Here is a 17368-nt window from a genome sequence, read left to right as displayed (position 1 = left end):
TGACGATCTCGAGATTATTGTCGATCGCCTGATAGACATTGGCGAGCGTCTGCGCCTCGACGCCTTGCGAGGCATCGACCACCAGCAGCGAGCCCTCACAGGCGGCCAGCGAGCGGTTCACTTCATAGGCGAAGTCGACGTGACCCGGCGTATCGATCAGGTTGAGCACATAGTGCTCGCCATCGGTGTGGGTGTATTCGAGCCGGACGGTCTGCGCCTTGATGGTGATGCCGCGCTCGCGCTCGATATCCATCGAATCGAGCACCTGCTCTTTCATCTCGCGATTTTCGAGCCCCCCGGTCGACTGGATCAGCCGGTCGGCAAGCGTCGATTTGCCGTGGTCGATATGCGCCACGATCGAAAAATTGCGGATATGGGAAAGCGGAGTTCTGTGCGGAGTCTTCATGGTCCGAGCGTTTAGCAGTAAACCCATCGTCTCGGAAGATGGTTTGTGCATCGTTAAGTCATGAGGGGCCCTATAAGCGTGGCTTTTGAGCCCCTCATGGCGGCGATCACCAGCGCGGTGATCAGTCCTGGGAAAAGGCGAGGGCGATCAGTGCGCCCTGCTGCATCTGCGGCACCAGGACCGTCGAGTCATAGGCGGAGATATCGGCACCGCCGGCACCCACATTGCCGATCTCGACGGCGTCTTGTCCCGGCTGCCAGGAGTAGATCGCGCCGGTGGGGTTGTCGTTGAAGACAATCACATCGCCGATGGCAGCGACCCCGTCGATGGCGCCGATTTCCGTCGCGCCTTCGATCGGGGCGATCGAGGGATCGGCAATATCGATGGCGAGCAGCCCGCCGGGGGTGCCGAAGGTGAAGTTGTCGCCCATATCGGCCCCCATCGAGCCGACGATGACCTGTCCATCATGGACCAACAAACCGTTGGGGAAGCTCATGCCATCATCGGGCCCGAACCAGAGCGTGGTCTCCCCATCGGCGTAGCGCCACACCGTCCCGGCGAACATGTCCGAGACATAGACCGCCCCGTCGGGGCCGGAGGTGATGTCATTGGGAAAAGCTGCGCCGTCGAGGGTGATGGTTTCGGTCAGCGTGCCATCGGCCAGCGAAACGATGTGGAAGCCCATATTGTCGGCGACGAACAACTGGTCGCCCACGATGGCCATGCCGCGCGGATCCTGGAAGCCCGTGGCCCATTGTTCTTCGAGCAACTCGCCGTCGATGGATACCAGCGAGAGATAGCCATCCTCGCCCGCGTCTGCGCCCATGGTGACCATATTGCCGATGATGATGCGGTTATTGGCCGCGTCGTGGATGACCGATTCGGGGGTCTTGAAGCCTTCAAGCCGCCAGGTTTCGGTCAGCTCCATTCCCATTGCGGGCAGGGTGACGAGAGCTGTGGTAAGGGCAAGAGCGGTACGGATCATTGTAGTTCCTCCTTTATGAATGCCGCTAAAGTTTAGCAGCGCGGGGACAACTCTGTGAAGGGAAGAAGGCTGGCGGGGCGCAATCGGCTTGCCAAACCCATTCCAGAGTTTAGAATGATTCTAAACTGATTTGAGGTCTGCACCATGTTCTCCCGTCTTGTCGCGCCCCGGCGCGATTTTTCTACCTTGAGCGAAAAGGAAATCCTCGCCTTGGCCATCTCGGCAGAGGAGGAGGATGGCCGCATTTATGCCGCCTATGCTGATCGTTTGCGCGAAGACTTCCCCGCCTCCGCGGCGATCTTTGAGGGCATGGCGGAAGAAGAAGACACGCATCGCCGTCGGCTGATCGACCGCTATTCTGAACGGTTCGGTCCGACCATCGTGCCGCTGCGGCGAGAGCATGTGCGGGGGTTCTTCACCCGCAAGCCCGTCTGGCTGATGGCCGAACTCGATCTGGATACGGTGCGCGGCCAGGCCCGTGAAATGGAGCAGGATGCGGCGCGCTTTTACGCCGAGGCGGCAAAGCGCACCAGCGACGCCGAAACGCGAAAACTGCTGGGCGATCTCGAACGGGCCGAACGCGGCCACGAACACACTGCGGCGGCGCTCGAAGATGCCCATCTGGGTGCGGATGCCCGGGACGCTGAAAAGGATGCCGCACACCGCAGGTTCCTTCTCACCTATGTCCAGCCTGGGCTGGCGGGCTTGATGGACGGATCGATCTCTACCCTTGCCCCGATCTTTGCCGCGGCCTTTGCCACCGGCGATACATGGTCGACCTTTCTCGTGGGGCTGGCAGCCTCGGTGGGGGCGGGGATTTCCATGGGGATGACCGAGGCGGCCAGCGACGATGGCCGGCTCACCGGGCGCGGTTCGCCGCTCAAGCGTGGCCTTGCTTCGGGCGTCATGACCACGTTGGGCGGGCTGGGCCACACGCTGCCCTATCTCATCGCCCATTTCTGGACGGCAACGTCGATCGCCATGGCCATCGTCGTCATCGAGCTTTGGGTCATCGCCTGGATTCAGAAGCGGTTCATGGATACGCCCTTCTGGCGCGCGGTGACGCAAGTTGTGCTAGGCGGTTCGCTGGTCTTTGCCGCGGGCATCCTGATCGGTAGCGCCTGATCAGGGGTGCTGAGAACAAAAAAGGCGCGGCTGGTGGCCGCGCCTTTTTTTAAATGGGGGTCTGTCGGGCTTAGAGCGAACGCTGCACCGTTTCGACACGGTAGCATTCGATCACGTCGCCAGCGCGCATGTCCTCGTACTTCTCGAAGGCCATGCCGCATTCCTGACCGGCCTGCACTTCCTTGACTTCGTCCTTGAAGCGCTTGAGCGTCGAGAGCTTGCCCTCGTGGATCACGACGTTGTCGCGGATCAGGCGCACGCCTGCACCACGCTCCACCATGCCTTCGGTGACCCGGCAACCGGCGACCTTGCCGACCTTGGAAATGTTGAACACTTCCAGGATCTCGGCATTGCCGATGAAGGTTTCGCGAACTTCCGGAGCCAGCATGCCGCTCATCACGCCCTTAACGTCATCGATCAGGTCGTAGATGATGTTGTAGTAGCGGATTTCGATGCCCTCGCGGTTGGCGAGTTCGGCAGCCTGCTTGTTGGCGCGGACGTTAAAGCCGATGACGACAGCGCCCGAAGCGGTGGCCAGCGTCACGTCGGATTCGGTGATCCCACCAACGCCCGAGTAGAGGATCTGCGCCGACACTTCATCGGTCGAGAGCTTGTTGAGCGCCTGGACAATGGCTTCCACCGATCCCTGCACGTCACCCTTGATGAGCAGCGGGAACTTGGAGATGTCGCTGTCCTTGAGCTGCTTCATCATCTGCTCAAGGCTGGTTACGCCCGCCGTGGCCGAGTTTTCACGGATCACGCGCTGGCGATATTCTGCCACTTCACGCGCCCGCGCCTCGCTGTCGACAACCGTGAAGCGGTCGCCGGCATCCGGCACGCCGGAAAAGCCCAGAACTTCCACCGGAGTGGACGGCCCGGCCAGCTTGGTCTGTGCGCCCTTGTCGTCGATAAGCGCCCGGACCTTGGCCCACTCGGTGCCAGCCACGACGATGTCGCCGACATTGAGCGTGCCGCGCTGGACCAGAACGGTCGCAACCGCACCCCGGCCCCTGTCGAGCTTGCTTTCGATGACCAGCCCTTCGGCGCGGCCCTTTGCCGGGGCCTTGAGTTCAAGCACTTCAGACTGCAGCAGCACGGCTTCGAGCAACCCGTCGAGGTTGATCTTTTTCAGGGCCGAGACCTCGACATCGAGCACGTCGCCGCCCATCGATTCCACGAACACTTCGTGCTGGAGCAGTTCGGTGCGCACCTTGTTGGGGTCGGCTGCCGGCTTGTCGATCTTGTTGATGGCCACGATGATCGGAACGCCCGCCGCCTTGGCGTGCTTGATCGATTCCACCGTCTGCGGCATCACGCTGTCGTCCGCCGCCACCACGAGAATGGCAATGTCGGTCGCCTGGGCACCACGGGCGCGCATGGCGGTGAACGCCTCGTGCCCCGGAGTGTCGAGGAAGGTGATCTTCTGGCCGTGCTTTTCCACCTGATACGCGCCGATATGCTGGGTGATCCCACCGGCTTCGGTGGACACCACATTGGCTTCGCGCAGCGCATCGAGCAGGCTGGTCTTACCGTGGTCGACGTGACCCATGATGGTGACAACCGGGGGACGCGAGACGAGATCGCCTGCATCGTCGGCCGAAACGTCATCATAGAGGCCTTCTTCCACGTCGCTTTCCGCCACGCGCTTGACCGTATGACCCATTTCGGTGGCGATCAGCTCGGCGGTATCGGCATCGATCACGTCATTGATCTTGAGCATCTGGCCCTGGGCCATCAGCAGCTTGATGACGTCAACGGCGCGTTCAGCCATGCGGTTGGCCAGCTCGGCCACGGTGATGGCCTCGGGAATGACCACTTCACGCGACAGCTTGGGCTGTGCAGCCTTGACGGTGCGGCCCATCTTCTTGTTCTGGCGACGGCGCATGGCGGCCAGCGAGGGCCGGCGATCGTTCTCGTCGAGCGCCGAATTGACGTTGAGACGTCCGCGCGAGTTGCCGGGGCCGCCACGGCGGACAGGCGTTGCACTTGGACGCGGGGCCGCATTGCGCTTGGCGCGTTCGAGTTCATCGCGATCGACCAGCGCCTTGGGCGCAGGCGCGGCGCGGCGGCGAACGCGATCGTCATCTTCGCTCGGCGGGGGCGGAGGCGGCATGTCCGGCTGGGCCGCGCGGGGCGAAGGCCGGTGAGCCGGCTTGGGGCGCGCCTGTCCGGCCTTGACCGGGACGATCTCGTCCAATTCACTCTGGCGGGCTTCCTCGGCGCGCGCGGCTTCTTCCGCAGCGGCGCGGCGCTCGGCTTCCTCGCGTTCAGCCTTGCGACGGGCGTCGATCTCGGCAAACCGGCGTGCGTCTTCTTCTGCCTTGATGCGGTCTTCTTCGGCGCGGGCCGCGGCTTCGCGCAGGGCGCGCTCACGGGCCAGCGCTTCATTCTGCGTCAGGCTGGCAGAATTGGCAGGGTTCTGGCGCGGGCTGCCCGAATGCGGACGCCCACCCGGGCGTTGCCCGGACTGCGGCCGTCCACCGCCGCCGCCCGGCTGCTGCGGTCCGCCGGCGGGTGCGCCCACTCGCCGTGTGCGTTTTTCAACCACGACGGTGCGTGAGGACCGCGACATTCCCGGACGCGCGCCGAGATTGGGCGCACCCTTGAGGGTCAGGGTCTTCTTGCCCGAACCCGAATTGTCGCTGGTCTTGTCCTTGTCGGTCATATGGTGCCGTCTTCTTTTCTGTCTGTGGCGTCGAACCGGGCAAGCCGATTTGCCCGCTCAACCGCCGAATTTGCCGCCGCGCCGGGAGTCAGCGCAGCGTGTATCACATTTTCGAGCCCCAATGCCAAACCCAATTGGTCCGACGAGAGAGATTCAATATGGGGCAGCGTCTCGGTGTGCCCCGCGCGCCGCACCGATTGCAGCATCTTGCGGCGTCCGTCCGGTGCGGCATCGCTTGCCGTTATCAGCGCTGCCGCGCGCCCGGATTCGACAAGAGACGAAACTTTGGTCGCGCCGGTCACCAGCGCTCCGGCCTTGCGCGCCAGTCCCAGAGCGCCCGTCAGGCGTTGTTCTAGCCGGGTCCGTACCGCTTGGGCAAGGTCGGATGGAACAGTGACGTCGCTCTTGAGGCTGCGCGCGAAGATTTTTCTGCGTTCGGCCTCTGCCACAGCGGTTGCCGAACAGGTGATCCACACCCCGCGTCCGGGGGCCTTGGCATCGATATCAGGCGCCAGCACCCCGTCGGGGGAAACCGCGAAACGGACGAGCGCCGCGGAAGGCAATTCCTCCCGCGTGAGCGCGCACATCCTCAATACTTGTTTTTCGCGGCTCAATTGCGGCGCCTCTCATCCTTACTCGCTTGCCTCTTGCTCGGCAGGAACTTCGTCGTCCTCGACGAATTCCTCGGGCTGAGGCAGGTCATCTTCGGTGATCCAGCCAGCCTTCAGGCGGGCCGCCATCACCATGTCGTCGGCTTCCTCGCGGCTGAGCGGGAAGGCGGACAGCGTTCCCTCATAGCGCTTGGTTTCACCGTCCTTGCGCTCGGACCAGCCGATCAGGTCGTCGGCAACACAGCCGGCGAAATCCTCGACCGTCTTGATGTCGTCCTTGCCCAGTGCCACCAGCATGGCGGCGGAGATGCCCGGGATATCGTAAAGGGCATCTTCGACACCGAGCGCCTTGCGCTCGTCGTCCTGCTGGCGCTCCTGCTCGTCGAGGAACTCGGTCGCCCGGTTCTGAATCTCGGTCGCGGTCTCCTCATCGAACCCGGCAATCGAGGCGATTTCCGCCAGATCGACATAGGCCAGTTCCTCGATCGAGGAGAACCCTTCCGAGGCCAGCAACTGGGCCACCATCTCGTCCACATCGAGCGCCTGCATGAACAGGGTCGAACGTTCGATGAATTCCTTCTGCCGGCGCTCGGATTCTTCCTGTTCGGTCAGGATATCGATATCCCAGCCGATCAACTGGGACGCGAGGCGGACGTTCTGGCCGCGCCGTCCGATGGCCAGCGAAAGCTGCTCGTCGGGAACCACCACCTCAATGCGCTCGGCCTGCTCGTCGAGCACCACCTTGGCAACATCGGCGGGCTGGAGCGCCGAGACGACCAGATCTGCTATATTGTTAGTCCAGGGGATAATATCAATCTTTTCACCCTGCAATTCTCCAACCACCGCCTGAACGCGGCTGCCGCGCATACCCACGCAGGCGCCGACCGGATCGATCGAGGAGTCCGAAGAGGTCACCGCGATCTTGGCGCGCGAGCCCGGATCGCGGGCGATCGAGCGGATGGTGATGATGCCGTCATAAATCTCCGGCACTTCCTGGGCGAACAGCTTGGCCATGAACTGCGGGTGGGTGCGCGAGAGGAAAATCTGCGGCCCCCGCTGTTCGCGGCGCACGTCATAGATATAGGCGCGCACACGGTCGCCATAGCGGAACATTTCACGCGGAATCAATTCGTCGCGGCGGATGATGGCTTCACCCCGGCCCAGATCGACGATGACGTTACCGTATTCGACGCGCTTGACCGAACCGTTGACGATCTCGCCAATGCGGTCGGCATATTCCTCGTACATGCGGTCGCGCTCAGCGTCGCGGACCTTCTGGACGATTACCTGCTTGGCGGACTGGGCGGCAATGCGTCCGAATTCGATCGGCGGGAGCGGTTCGGTGACGTAGTCGCCATACTTTGCGGCGGCATTCTTGGCCTGCGCATCTTCAAGCGAAATCTGGCGGCCGTACTCTTCGACGGTCTCGACCACTTCGAGCAGGCGCCACAGGCGCAATTCGCCGGTGCGCGGATTGATTTCGGCCTTCACCTCGGTCTCGGCGCCGTAGCGGGCCTTTGCGGCGCGCTGGATCGCTTCTTCCATCGCCTCGATGACGATCATGCGGTCGATGGACTTTTCGCGCGCCACTGCATCGGCGATCTGCAAAAGCTCCAACCTGTTCGCTGAAACGGCCATGGGATCAATTCTCCTGGTTTCGTTCGTCGGCGTCCGCGCCGTCGGTGTGTTCGATGATGGTTTCGATATCGGCGTCGGAATCGTCGAAATCAGGCTCGGCCTGCTGGCGCTCGCGCGCTGCTTCAAGCAATGCGTCGGTCAGCACCAGCTTGGCATCGGCCAGAAACGCAAGGGGCAGGGTGTGGACAGGCTCGGTGCCCATCGGCGCATCGGGCAGGCGGATCGAGAAAGTCTCGTCATCAGCGCCGACGATTTCGCCGCGGAAACGCTTACGTCCGTCGATCATGTCGGCCAGCTCTACCCGGGCTTCATGGCCCACCCAGGCCTGAAAATCTCGGGCCCGCACCAGCGGCCGGTCGATCCCGGGGGAGGAAATTTCCAGATGGTATTCGCGGTCGATGGGGTCTTCGAGATCGAGGATCGGATTGAGATCGTTATGCAGGCGTTCGCAATCGTCGATGGTGAACCGGCCGCTTTCGTCCTCGCACATGACCTGAAGCGTGCAGCCATTTTCGTTGGAGACGCGGATACGAACCAGATCGTAGCCCAGCGACTGCGCCACCGGCTCGACAATCGCGGCAATGCGCGCTTCGAGTGCGGATTCGCGGATGTATCGTTTTGTGTTCGTGGTCATGATTTCCCTGACGCGGGCAATAAAAAAGAGCGGGGGCCGTTGGGCTCCCACTCTCTCATTTGAGCTGAGATTGTTACGCTTCATATAGCGCGCGCGGATCGCTGGCGCAAGATGTCTAAAGAACATCCCTCGCGTCGTGCCGCACGAACTCGAAATAAAAACTCTGCATACGCCCCTGACGGCGCGCCTTGGTTTCGTAGCGGGTGGGCTGCCAGCCGGGATAAGCGGTGTGCCAGGCACCGGGTGCGGCTGGGGACCAGATGAAATCACGAGACCGCGTCACATGGGCCAGCGTCCAGTTGGCGTAATCCTCGATATCGGTGGCAAATCGAAAGGTTCCGCCGGGACGGAGCACGCGGGCAAATTCGGCCAGCACGGGAAACTGGATCAGCCGCCTCTTGTGATGGCGGGGCTTTGGCCAAGGGTCCGGATAGAGCACGTACAGGCAATCGATGGAGGCGTCTGGCATTACGGCCAGCAGCTTGATCACGTCGTCGGGAAACAACGCGATATTGGACAGGCCTTCCTCGTCGATGGCTTCAAGAAGCTTGCCGATACCGCCGGTGAAGACTTCACAGCCGATAAACCCATCCTCGGGGTTCTCCCGCGCCATGCGAGCCAGATGCTCGCCCCCACCATAGCCGATTTCCAAATGGATGCGCTTTGCCTCTGGAAACAGCGCACGCGGATCGACGGGCTGGGAAATATCAACCGTCAGTTCGGGGAGCAGCGTTTCGAACAGGACTTTTTGACCCTTGTGCAGCTTCTTGCCGGCCCGGCGGCCAAAAAACGCGCGCGGTCCCTTGGGGTCTTGGGGAATGGGTTTGAGGGTCATGGTGCCTTGGGACATGGAGAAAGCGCAGCGAACATGCGCTGCGCTTTACAAGCTGTTGGCCTTTGAGCGCAAGGCGTCAGGTCAATTCGGCCCGGATCGCTTCGACCAGATCGGTCCGTTCCCAGGAAAAGCCACCTTCGGCATCCGGCTCGCGGCCAAAATGGCCATAGGCGGCAGTGCGCTCATAGATCGGGCGGTTGAGCTCCAGATGAGTGCGGATGCCGCGCGGGGAGAGGTCCATCACCTTCTGCAGCACCGGCTCAAGGCGATCGTCATCGATGGTGCCGGTGCCATAGGTATCGATGAAAATTGACAAGGGCTTGGAGACGCCGATGGCATAGGAGAGCTGGATCACGCATTTTTCCGCCAGACCTGCGGCCACGACATTCTTGGCGAGATAGCGCGCTGCGTAGGCCGCCGAGCGATCGACCTTGGTGGGGTCCTTGCCCGAGAACGCGCCGCCGCCATGGGGGGCTGCACCGCCATAGGTATCGACGATGATCTTGCGTCCTGTGAGCCCGGCGTCGCCGTCCGGCCCGCCAATGACAAAGGCACCGGTGGGGTTGACGTAGAATTCCTCTTCCGGCGGCATCCAGCCTTCCGGCAATACCGACAGCACGAAGGGGCGCACCTGCTCGCGGATGCAATCCTGCGAGACGCCCTCGCGGTGCTGGGTGGAAACGACCACAGCGGCAACGCCGACGGGCTTGCCGTTTTCATAGCGCAGGGTCACCTGGCTCTTGGCGTCCGGCCCGAAATCGGAGACTTCCCCGGCGTGGCGCGCATCGGCCATTTTCTTGAGGATCTGGTGGGCATAGGTGATCGGCGCGGGCATCAGTTCCGGGGTCTCATTGACCGCAAAGCCGAACATGATCCCCTGATCGCCCGCCCCCTCATCCTTGTTACCCGAGGCGTCGACGCCCTGGGCGATATGGGCCGACTGGCCATGCACATAGCAGGAAAAATCGAGGGTCTTCCAATGGAACCCCTCCTGCTCATATCCGATGCGGCGCACGACATTGCGGGCCACTTCCTCCATGCGCGCGGCATCGATCGTTTCCGGGCCGCGCACTTCGCCGGCCAGCACCAGGCGGTTGGTGGCGGCGAGGGTTTCGACGGCGACGCGGGAATAGGGATCCTCGGCAAAAAACGCATCGACGATGGCGTCCGAGACCTGATCGCAGATTTTGTCGGGATGACCCTCGGAAACCGATTCCGAGGTGAAAAGATAGGAAGAACTGGCCACGTTAAACCTCTTTGACAATGGCGAGGGCGCACGCGGAAGTGCGCGTACACGGGCTCAATCCCATGCACTTTCAGATGTGCTTTTCGCAGGTCTCGCCGCAGAAATCAAGAAGGACATAAAGAAAGCTTTATATCGAATGGGCGTTTGGGCTGCGGAAAGCCTCACGTCAACCGTCGATCCGGCGGCGGCGTCGTAGCCAGCCGGGGGTGGCGAAAAATGCTCCCAGAGCCAGCAGGATCGCCAGCGGCCAATGGCGGTATTGTGCGAAAATGGTGGCTTCCAGCGGCTGGGCCGGGGTGCCCTTGATGGCGCCGACCATGCCCTCAGCCAGCATCCGGTCGATGCGGCCAAGCGGATCGACGATTGCGGAGATTCCCGAATTCGCCGCACGGATCAAGGACTTGCCCTCCTCCACGGCGCGCAGGCGCGCATGGTGGAAATGCTGGGCCGGGCCGATCGAGCCATCGAACCAGGCGTCGTTGGTCACGACAAGGATGAGCCCCGCATCGGCGACGGCATCGCCCAGCGCAGCGGGAAACACGACCTCGTAGCAGATCAGCGGCAGGATCGCCGGCGAGCCGGGGAGACTCATCAGGCGGCGCTCGGAACCAGCGGCCCAGCCATCGGAGCCCTGCACGAATTGCGTGAAGCCGAACTGGCGGAAAAACTCCGAAAACGGCAGGTATTCGCCGAATGGAACCAGATGGGTCTTGTCGTAGGACGTGACGACTTCGCCCTTGCCGTTGAAGGCGAGGATGGAATTGAACGGCTTGGCGCCGGGGATGATTTGTCCTTGTAAACCATAGGGTTCGCGCGGTGCGCCAGTCAGAAGCCAGATGTCGTCGGGCAGGGCGCGCGCGATGCTGGCGAGAAATTCTGGCTCTTGTGACAAAAAGAACGGGATGGCCGCCTCGGGCCAGATCAGGTGGGTGACATCATCGAGCCCCTGATCCTCGGGGTGGGTGCGCATCGTCGAGAGGTCAAGCAGCCGGGCGATCGTCTCCTCGCGGGCGAAGGTCTGCCACTTGATATCCTGGGGGATAACCGGCTGGACCACGCGGACGACCACGTCGTCATAGGGGGTGGTGGAAGTGGTGGCGAGACGGTGATTCCCCCACGCGATTTGAGCGGCCAGAACAGCAAAGGCGGCGAAGAGTGGCAAGAGGCGCGTGATCAGCGAACGCTCGGCGGCAGGCCAGACCAAAGCCGGGGTGCTGGCGAGTAAAACCGCAATGAATGTAAGGCCATAGACCCCAACGAGGCTAGCCGCCTGCATCATCTGGTCGTTGGCGGTGAGGGCGTAGCCAAGGAGGTTGAAGGGGAAACCGGTGAAAAGATATCCCCGCGCCAGCTCCGCGAGGGTGAGAGCGGTGGCAAGGGCGAAAATCCGGCCAATTCCGGCCGACCAGAACAGATGGGCCAGCGCCGTGCCCGCGCCCCAGAACAGGGCCAGCACCAGGGCCAGGCCGACAACGGCAACGGGCATGAGCGCGATCAGCCAGCCGCCATCGACAAAGAAGGCCGCGCCGATCCAATGGAGGGAAACGGTGAAATAGCCCAGCCCGAACGCGGTGCCGATCCAGAAGGCCGGGCCGAAAAAGCTCAGCCAACTCAACCGCTTGCGTTCCGCACCATCCAGCGACCAGACGAGGACCGGCAGGCCGATGAACAGGGCTGGCAGGAAAAAGAACGGCGCGGCGGAGAGCCCGGCCAGCGCTCCGGCGGCGAGCAGCAGGAGCAGGCGACGCCAGCCATGGGCGAGCATGGCAAACTCGGCAAGAGCGGTCATGGCTGTCCTTGAAAGGCCGAATCACATGTTCCGACGGTGCCGGGATGGCTCGTTTCGGTCAACCACGCGCACCGCCCGAATGTGCTGCAAATGTTTAGGGAAGATGGCGGTAGTTACTCACAAATCGCTGGTTAATCGCCAAGGTTCGGAGCAGCAGTTTTAGCAAGCGAAAAGTGCCGGTTCTGGTGACAGGAAACGGCGGGATGCAGGGCCGCATCCCGCCGAATGCTCGGAGGGCGCCAAGGACAAGAGCAGAGCGTGTTTATGCTTGTCTTCGCGGGACTTGATAATCATCCCATTGGGCAGAAGAACGAGCCAGACCGGGAAGGGGTTGCAAATGAGGCGAGGCCCGGCACCTGTAATGCCCCACGCCGGTGTTTCCTGATGATTGGCAAAAGGGGGCTATGGGCTTATAGAACACGGCTTTGTCCCTTACGGCCCGCCATCATGACCGCCACACTTACCGCCCCCAAAGACAGCTTCCGCGCTGGCGCTGCGGCCAGCCTCGCCATTACTCTGGGATACTTTCCGGTTGGCGTGGCCTTTGGCATTGCGGCGGAGCGCGCGGGGCTGAGCGCGCTGGAGGCCGGATTCCTCTCGGCAGTGATTTATGCCGGAGCGAGCCAGTTTCTGGTGCTGGCATTGCTGGGGACCGGCGCGCCGCTGCTGGTGACGGCGCTCTCGATCATGGCGACCAATCTGCGTCACGTGCTCTATGGCCCGGCGATCCTTGAAAAGGCGCGCGATCGCGCCGCCTCGCGCCATGCCTGGGGCTGGGCCGGATGGCTGAGCGACGGGGCGTTCGGGGCCACCATCGTGGCGCTGGACAAGTCGCGGGAACATTTTTCCGAACGCTTCATGTTCGGGATCGGGCTGGGGCCGTACGTCTCATGGGTGCTCGGCACGCTGGCAGGCGCGGTGTTCGGCGGCGCGGTGTCGGGCTATCCGGCGCTGGACGCGGCGCTGGGCTTTCTGATGCCCGCCCTGTTCCTGGCCATGCTGCTGGCGCTGTTGTCGCGCCGCACCTTGGGCGTTGTCATCATCACCGCGCTGGTCACCGCCCCGCTTATCCTGCTCGTATCGCCAACGGTGGGGATCGTGGGTGGCATGGTGGCGGGAGCGCTGTCGGGACTGATCCGCTGGGAAGGGAAATTCCGATGACCACCGAAGTTCTGCTGATCGGTCTGATCGTCGGGGTGGGGACCTGGGCCATGCGCTTTTTGCCCACACGGCTCAATGTCAGTTCCGTCGATCCCGACGGGCCGGTGAGCCGGTTTCTCAACGCCACCGGCCCGGCGGCGATCACCGCGCTCACCGTGGCGGCGTTCCTGCCGCTGCTTGAGGCCGATCTGCGGGCGATGACGCTGTTGAGCGCGGGCGTGGTGGGAACCATCGCCGGATTTCTCGTCCGTCGCGACATTTCGGTCGCGACCGTGGCAGGGGCGGTGGCCTATGGGCTGGCGTTCTGGCTGCTCTAGTTTTTTATTTTCGCATCTGATGCTCTAATCGAGCAATTGCGGCTGGGCGTCCTCGAATTCCAGCGCCTCGATCTTTTCGCCGCGCCGCACCACCTTGCCGGTGGAAATCAGGATGTCGTCGATATCGGTATTGGCCTGGCGGAAATGGGTTTGCAGCTTGCCGACCCGATCATTGAGGCGGCCCACATCGGCGAGCAGGGCGACGACTTCTTTCTGGATTACATGGGCCTGCTCGCGCATGCGCACGTCACGCAACAGCGCCTGGATGACCTGAATCGACAGCATCAGCAGCGAAGGCGAGACGATCACCACCCGCGCCCGCGCGGCGCGCTGCACCACATCCTCGAACCGCTCATGGAGATCGGCAAAGATCGATTCCGAGGGCACGAACATGAAGGCGGTGTCCTGGGTCTCGCCCGCGATCAGGTATTTTTCGGCAATCGCCTTGATATGGATGGCGCAATCGGAGCGGAAGCCGCTCATGGCGGTGCGTACCATGTCCGGGGTTTCGGCATCGGCGATCCGCTGCCAGCCTTCGAGTGGGAACTTGGCGTCGATGACCAGCGCCGGGGCGTCATTGGGCATGTGGATGAGCGCATCGGGGCGCGAATTGTTCGAGAGCACCGCCTGGAACTGGTAGCTGCCCTGCGCCAGTCCGTCAGCGATGATCGCTTCCATCCGGCCCTGCCCGAAGGCTCCGCGCTGCTGCTTGTTGGAGAGGATCGATTGCAGGGAGACGATCTCGCCCGACAATTGGGCGATATTGGTCTGGGCGCGGTCGATCACCGCCAGCCGCTCATTGAGCTTGGTGAGGGTTTCCTCGGTCTGGGTACGGCTCTCGGTCATCGACTGGTTGACCCGGTGCGAGGTCGCGTCGATGCGCTCGGTGAGCACTCGGGCCAGATCGGAGGTGCGTGTGCCGAAAATCTCGCTCATGGTCTGCATGCGCCCGGTCATCTCGGACTGGATGCGCATCATGTCGGCGAGGTGCCGCTCCATGTCGGCGGCGCGGGCGGCCTCGCTATCGGCTTCTGCCGCGCGGCGGCGCGATGCGGCCGACTGGGCGATGAGCATCGCAACCAGCAGGAGGACCGTGAGCCCCAGCCCGCCAAGCAGCAGGGCAAAGGGGGTGACCGGCATGGTGCCGATGGTAAAGAGCGCTGTTTCCATAATGTTCTTGTTATCTGATTCGCCGCTTCCCATATGCGCTTTGCTTGACCGCGCCCACACGTCTGGATTAACCAGTGCGCGGGAGAGCCCCCGAAAGAGACGAGAAATGTCAGTCCGCGAAATCCTTATCCTGCCCGATCCCCTGCTGCGCAAGGTGGCCGAACCGGTCGAACAGTTCGACGACGAGCTCAAAAAGACCGTCGCCGACATGTTCGAGACCATGTATGACGCGCCCGGCGTCGGGCTGGCCGGACCCCAGATCGGCTATATGAAGCGGGTGGCGGTGATCGATCTGGCCGATGAGGAAAACCCCGATTCCGGCAAGATCGTCATGGTCAATCCCGAGATCGTGGGCATGAGCGACGAGGTCGCCGTGTCCGAGGAAGGCTGCCTGTCGATCCCCGAATTCTATTACGACGTGGAGCGCCCCGCCGAGGTGACGGTGAAATTTTACACCGAAACCGGCGAAGAGGTGACCCGCCACGCGACCGGACGGCTGGCGGTGTGCATGCAGCACGAGATCGATCATCTCGATGGCGTGCTCTATATCGACTACCTCTCGCGCCTCAAGCGCGACCGGGTGCTCAAGCGCTTCCAGAAGAAGGCCCGGCTCGCCGGCTGATTGTCGGCGGAGCGGCTTCGCATCCGTTTTTATTTAACGCGCTTGTCGAAGCGCTCTGGGGTTGGGGACGGCTGCGATGCGCGTCATTTTCATGGGCACTCCTGAGTTCGCCGTTCCCACGCTGACGGAAATCGTCATGCGCGGGCACGACGTGATCGCCTGCTACACCCGCGCGCCCCGGCCCGCCGGACGCGGGCAGGATGTGCGCAAATCCCCGGTCCATATCGCTGCCGAAGAGTTCGGCATCCCGGTGTTCACCCCGAAAAACTTCCGCGACCCCGCCGATGTGGCGACCTTTGCTGCCCTGGGGGCCGAGGTTGCGGTGGTGGTCGCCTATGGCTTGCTGCTGCCGCCTGCGGTTTTGGCCGCGCCGGAAAAAGGGTGCCTGAACCTGCACGGATCGCTGTTGCCGCGCTGGCGCGGGGCGGCCCCCATTCACCGGGCGGTGATGGCGGGCGATGCGCGCACGGCGGCGACGGTGATGCAGATGGAGGAAGGGCTCGATACCGGCCCTGTGGGGCTGGTCGAGGAAATCCCCATCGGGCCGGACATGACCACCGGGGAGCTGCATGACGAAATGATGCGGCGCGGGGCTGATCTGATCGGGCGGGCGCTGTCGGCCCTCGATCGCGATGCGCTCGATTTCACGCCGCAGCCCGACACGGGCGTCACCTACGCCCAAAAGATCGACAAGGCCGAGGCCCGGATCGATTTTTCCCGTCCCGCTCAGGAGGTTCACAACCATATTCGGGGGCTGTCGCCGTTCCCCGGAGCGTGGTTCGAGGTGGAGCTGGGCGGCAAGCCGGTGCGGGTCAAGGCCTTGCGGTCTGTGCTGGCCGAGGGCGAAGGCGCGCCGGGCACGGTGCTTGCGGGCCTCACCATTGCCTGTGGCAACGGCGCGGTGCGGCTGACCCAGGTGCAGCGCGAGGGCAAGGGCGCGATGGACGCCGAGGCGTTCCTGCGCGGCGCTGGCGATCTTGCGGGCCAGACGGTGCGCTAGAGGCCATGCCTCGCTACAAGCTCATCCTCGAATATGATGGAAGCCCGTTTGTCGGGTGGCAGCGGCAGGCCGATGCGCTGTCGGTGCAGCAGGCGCTCGAAGACGCGATCGAGAAATTTTCCGGCGAGAGCGTCCGCACCCAGAGCGCCGGGCGCACCGATGCGGGGGTGCACGCGCGCGGGCAGGTGGCCCATTTCGACCTGTCGCGCGAGTGGGACCCGTTCCGGATCGCCGAGGCGCTCAATTATCATTTGCGGCCCTTGCCGGTGGCGGTGCTTGCCTGCGCGGCGGTGAGCGATGCCTTCGAGGCGCGGTTTTCGGCGCTGGCCCGGCATTATCAGTATCGCATTTCCAACCGCAGGGCCCGGCCCGCGCTGGAGCACAATCGTGTGTGGCACGTGCCGGTGCCGCTCGATGCCGAGGCGATGGATAATGCGGCGCAGGCACTGGTCGGGCGGCACGATTTTTCGACGTTCCGCTCGGCGCAGTGTCAGGCCAATTCGCCGATCCGGACGCTGGATCGGCTGGTTGTGCGGCGCGACGGGGACACCGTTCTGATCGAAGCCTCGGCGCGCTCGTTCCTCCATCATCAGGTGCGCTCGATGGCCGGGTCGCTCAAGCTGGTGGGGGAGGGGCGCTGGTCGGCGGATGATCTTCGCGCCGCGCTCGAAGCGCGTGATCGGGCACGCTGCGGGGCGATGGCACCGTCAGCGGGGCTCTATATGGTCGGGGTCGATTATCCGGAGTTGTGACCGGGTTCAGGCCAGCGGCAGATATCCCATGGCGAGGGCACCGGCGGTCAGGACGCCGATCTGGGCGAGGAGCGCCAGCGCGATTTCGCCTGGGCCGAGGCGGGCAATAAGGCGATAGATGTTGATCTCGATGACCAGCAGCGCAATGGCGGCGGCGGCCCAGAGCATCAGGATCAGCCCCACGATGATCTGGGCGGACGAGGGGCCCAGCAGCAGGGCAAGACCGACGGTCACGATCACGGTCGCAACCAGCAGGCCCACAGCGACAATGGCGCTCGCCCAGTTGCTGGCCACCATATAGGGCCGGAACGCGTCGAGCGCGCCAAGCTGGGACAGCACCAGCCGCAGGGCCCCCAGCCGCAGCGTCATCAAGGCGCCGCAGATGAACACTTGCCCGGCGGGCGAGGGGAAG

At 63.3% G+C, this 17368-nt stretch carries 17 protein-coding genes; 6 read left to right on the top strand and 11 right to left on the bottom strand.

The genetic code is table 11. The features are described 5' to 3' along the window. A partial coding sequence (locus VNS12_RS09635; protein WP_325487617.1) for a GTP-binding protein occupies positions 1 to 406 on the bottom strand: 406 nt, incomplete at its 3' end. Between the two features lie 121 nt (positions 407 to 527). Continuing rightward, positions 528 to 1391, bottom strand: coding sequence for an NHL repeat-containing protein (locus VNS12_RS09630; RefSeq protein WP_325487616.1), 864 nt, complete (start codon positions 1389 to 1391; stop codon positions 528 to 530). Between the two features lie 144 nt (positions 1392 to 1535). Between VNS12_RS09630 and mbfA the strand changes: the two genes are divergently transcribed. Further along, entirely contained in the window at positions 1536 to 2516 is a 981-nt protein-coding gene (mbfA, locus tag VNS12_RS09625; RefSeq protein WP_325487615.1) for an iron exporter MbfA, read from the top strand. Positions 2517 to 2586: 70 nt separating this feature from the next. Here the strand turns inward: mbfA and infB are convergent, their stop codons facing one another. The 7 genes from infB to lnt form a co-directional block, all read right to left on the bottom strand. Then, positions 2587 to 5181, bottom strand: coding sequence for a translation initiation factor IF-2 (gene infB, locus VNS12_RS09620; RefSeq protein WP_325487614.1), 2595 nt, complete (start codon positions 5179 to 5181; stop codon positions 2587 to 2589). After that, on the bottom strand, positions 5178 to 5795 hold the full coding sequence (locus tag VNS12_RS09615; RefSeq protein WP_325487613.1) for an RNA-binding protein: 618 nt from the start codon (positions 5793 to 5795) through the stop codon (positions 5178 to 5180). The genes infB and VNS12_RS09615 overlap by 4 nt, the downstream gene beginning before the upstream one ends. A gap of 18 nt (positions 5796 to 5813) precedes the next feature. Beyond that, positions 5814 to 7430 carry a transcription termination factor NusA gene (gene nusA / locus VNS12_RS09610; protein ID WP_325487612.1) on the bottom strand — a complete coding sequence of 539 codons (1617 nt, stop codon included), beginning with the start codon at positions 7428 to 7430 and terminating at the stop codon, positions 5814 to 5816. A 4-nt stretch (positions 7431 to 7434) separates the two neighbouring features. After that, complete coding sequence (gene rimP, locus VNS12_RS09605; protein WP_325487611.1) at positions 7435 to 8064, bottom strand: ribosome maturation factor RimP; 630 nt, start codon at positions 8062 to 8064, stop codon at positions 7435 to 7437. A gap of 115 nt (positions 8065 to 8179) precedes the next feature. Continuing rightward, positions 8180 to 8914 (bottom strand): tRNA (guanosine(46)-N7)-methyltransferase TrmB, encoded by a 735-nt coding sequence (trmB, locus tag VNS12_RS09600; protein WP_325487610.1) that lies wholly within the window; start codon positions 8912 to 8914, stop codon positions 8180 to 8182. 61 nt (positions 8915 to 8975) lie between these two features. Further along, positions 8976 to 10145, bottom strand: a complete 1170-nt coding sequence (gene metK / locus VNS12_RS09595; RefSeq protein ID WP_325487609.1) for a methionine adenosyltransferase — start codon at positions 10143 to 10145, stop codon at positions 8976 to 8978. Positions 10146 to 10311: 166 nt separating this feature from the next. Then, on the bottom strand, positions 10312 to 11934 hold the full coding sequence (gene lnt / locus VNS12_RS09590) for an apolipoprotein N-acyltransferase (RefSeq protein WP_325487608.1): 1623 nt from the start codon (positions 11932 to 11934) through the stop codon (positions 10312 to 10314). A 447-nt stretch (positions 11935 to 12381) separates the two neighbouring features. Between lnt and VNS12_RS09585 the strand changes: the two genes are divergently transcribed. Both VNS12_RS09585 and VNS12_RS09580 read left to right on the top strand, forming a co-directional pair. Further along, complete coding sequence (locus VNS12_RS09585; RefSeq protein ID WP_325487607.1) at positions 12382 to 13095, top strand: AzlC family ABC transporter permease; 714 nt, start codon at positions 12382 to 12384, stop codon at positions 13093 to 13095. After that, positions 13092 to 13412 (top strand): AzlD domain-containing protein, encoded by a 321-nt coding sequence (locus VNS12_RS09580; protein ID WP_325487606.1) that lies wholly within the window; start codon positions 13092 to 13094, stop codon positions 13410 to 13412. Before VNS12_RS09585 ends, VNS12_RS09580 begins: the two co-directional genes overlap by 4 nt. 24 nt (positions 13413 to 13436) lie before the next feature. Here VNS12_RS09580 and VNS12_RS09575 read toward each other — a convergent pair whose 3' ends face one another. After that, complete coding sequence (locus VNS12_RS09575; protein ID WP_325487605.1) at positions 13437 to 14582, bottom strand: DNA recombination protein RmuC; 1146 nt, start codon at positions 14580 to 14582, stop codon at positions 13437 to 13439. 106 nt (positions 14583 to 14688) lie between these two features. Here VNS12_RS09575 and def point away from each other — a divergent pair, with 106 nt between their 5' ends. The 3 genes from def (at position 14689) to truA (ending at position 16956) form a co-directional block, all read left to right on the top strand. Further along, entirely contained in the window at positions 14689 to 15204 is a 516-nt protein-coding gene (gene def / locus VNS12_RS09570; protein ID WP_325487604.1) for a peptide deformylase, read from the top strand. Between the two features lie 76 nt (positions 15205 to 15280). Further along, complete coding sequence (gene fmt, locus VNS12_RS09565) at positions 15281 to 16204, top strand: methionyl-tRNA formyltransferase (protein WP_325487603.1); 924 nt, start codon at positions 15281 to 15283, stop codon at positions 16202 to 16204. Positions 16205 to 16209: 5 nt separating this feature from the next. Then, a complete protein-coding gene (gene truA / locus VNS12_RS09560) occupies positions 16210 to 16956 on the top strand; it encodes a tRNA pseudouridine(38-40) synthase TruA (RefSeq protein ID WP_325487602.1) in 747 nt (248 codons plus the stop codon). A gap of 6 nt (positions 16957 to 16962) precedes the next feature. Here truA and VNS12_RS09555 read toward each other — a convergent pair. Then, positions 16963 to 17368 (bottom strand): hypothetical protein (locus VNS12_RS09555; protein WP_325487601.1); only part of this gene is annotated, 406 nt, incomplete at its 5' end.

Source organism: Pelagibacterium sp. (assembly GCF_035555455.1).
Lineage (GTDB): Bacteria > Pseudomonadota > Alphaproteobacteria > Rhizobiales > Devosiaceae > Pelagibacterium.
This window is presented reverse-complemented; position numbering and strand designations above follow the sequence as displayed.